Consider the following 1,486-nt stretch of genomic DNA (forward strand, 5'->3'; position numbering starts at 1 on the left):
CGATAATTGTGAACCTCTCTGGCATGGAGAACTATTTTGAACATGAGGTGTTACGTGGATATGTTGCTTATTACAAGTACTGCTAATATAAAAACTTGAGAAAGAGATAACGGGTTATATGGTGGTTTATCCCCGCTGGCGCGGGGAACTCGCCTGACATTGCAGACGTTACAAATTGAGAGGCGGTTTATCCCCGCTGGCGCGGGGAACTCTAATCACGTTTTAGCGCGCCCTCGTCCGGTTTCGGTTTATCCCCGCTGGCGCGGGGAACTCAAGACGACGTGATCCGCAAAGTCGAAGGCACGCGGTTTATCCCCGCTGGCGCGGGGAACTCTGTAAACATAACCTATTATTAATTAATGATTTTTTAAGCCAGTCACAATCTACCAACTTTATAGTATCACACAAACAACACATCCATTATGTTAAAGAGCACTTAATCCATTGATTAAAAAGGTAAATATTTAAAATAACTCTATACAAACTAAAATCTACCAAACTTTACCGCAATAATTTTCACTCCAGCGAAAAATTAATGCCACAGAATTTGTAGAGAATGCTAATGATTAGCCCTGGATGGGTAAAATGGAGGAGTTTTCAGAGGCGACAAACAATATAAATGAGTAGAAGTCTTTACAGGTTCCACCCATTTATAACGCTTATAAATGTTTAATCAGGCAATATTTAGATATTTATGTGTTTGCATCGACAAACGCCAATTACGCGCAATGCAGGTTTCAATGCACAAACGTGTGGCATCATCCTTTTGGCTAATCGGCTGCAGTGCAATGACTCGCGGTTTATCATCGGTCAGCGTTGCCAGTAGTTCATCCAGTGCTTCAATATCACGTACGCGCCCCACTGGATGCTTGATTTCGTTGGCTCGCTCCAGTGCCTGTGACAACACTTCATAGCCGCCGCGCATGTTCAGCTTTGGTGATACGGTAACCCAGGTATTCGGTGTGCAGCGTACTTCATGAGTTCCACTGGTTTCGATCTGGCAGCTAAAACCGTTCTTTTCGAGCAGGTCAGTCAGTGGCAGCAAATCATGAATGCAAGGCTCACCACCCGTAATCACCACATGCCGCGCGGTATATCCCTGCCGACCAATGACAGCCAGCAAATCTTCACTGCTCGCCGCCCCCCACTTATCACTCTCTTTGGTCTTCGCCAGAATGCTGAAAAGGGAGACTTCCCGATCCTCAAGCTTTTCCCAGGTGTGTTTGGTGTCGCACCAGGCACAGCCAACCGGGCATCCCTGTAAACGAATAAAAATGGCGGGGACGCCGGTAAAGTAACCCTCACCTTGCAGGGTCTGGAACATCTCGTTAATCGGGTACTGCATAGCATTCTCTGTGAAGTGGATAATTGTTAATTATTGCAGATCCTGCCGCAACAATCATGTCTTATTAACATTCTGTTACATGCAGATTTAAAGAAAAATGCGAAACATATCGTTAATAATTAAAGGGAGTAACGTATTATG

1 protein-coding gene and 1 CRISPR repeat array are annotated in these 1,486 nt (G+C 44.9%); the gene reads right to left on the reverse strand.

The window, feature by feature from the left end; all coding sequences use genetic code 11:
• Positions 1-121 precede the first annotated feature (121 nt).
• Positions 122-334: direct repeats of the CRISPR family, unit length 29 nt; unit sequence CGGTTTATCCCCGCTGGCGCGGGGAACTC.
• 339 nt (positions 335-673) lie between these two features.
• Entirely contained in the window at positions 674-1,345 is a 672-nt protein-coding gene (gene queE / locus E0D98_RS24115) for a 7-carboxy-7-deazaguanine synthase QueE (protein WP_001199973.1), read from the reverse strand.
• Between the last annotated feature and the right edge of the window lie 141 nt (positions 1,346-1,486).

Source organism: Escherichia sp. KCJ4928, from assembly GCF_004352695.1.
Taxonomy (GTDB): Bacteria; Pseudomonadota; Gammaproteobacteria; order Enterobacterales; family Enterobacteriaceae; genus ECMA0423.